1 pseudogene is annotated in these 413 nt (G+C 58.4%); it reads right to left on the minus strand.

The window, feature by feature from the left end:
• Positions 1–413 (minus strand): annotated as a pseudogene (locus AK821_RS30770) (hypothetical protein); the annotation flags it as partial.

A 413-nucleotide genomic window follows, 5' to 3' on the forward strand; every position in this document is an offset into this window, starting at 1 on the left:
TGTCGTCAGATTAACCGTCGCCTCACCTTTGATGGTGGCGCCATCCTTGATCTGGACTTTCTGACCTTTAGCCCCGGCCCCTGAAAGTTTGACTGTGGTGTCGACGGTCGTACCGCCCTGAGGAATCGCCACCCCTTTGGAGTCCAGGGCCTGAGTGATGGTCGGTGCGGTACTGGCGATTACCGTCAATGTCCGCGCAGCCGATACCTGTCCACTGCCATACAGCGCGGTGGCGGTGAAACTATGGGCGGCCACGGTCAAACCGGTCACAGTCAGTTCCCACAAACCTGTCGTCAGATTAACCGTCGCCTCACCTTTGACGGTGGCGCCATCCTTGATCTGGACTTTCTGACCTTTAGCCCCGGCCCCTGAAAGTTTGACTGTGGTGTCGACGGTCGTACCGCCCTGAGGAA

It is taken from the genome of Pseudomonas sp. RIT-PI-r, from assembly GCF_001297015.1.
Lineage (GTDB): Bacteria > Pseudomonadota > Gammaproteobacteria > Pseudomonadales > Pseudomonadaceae > Aquipseudomonas.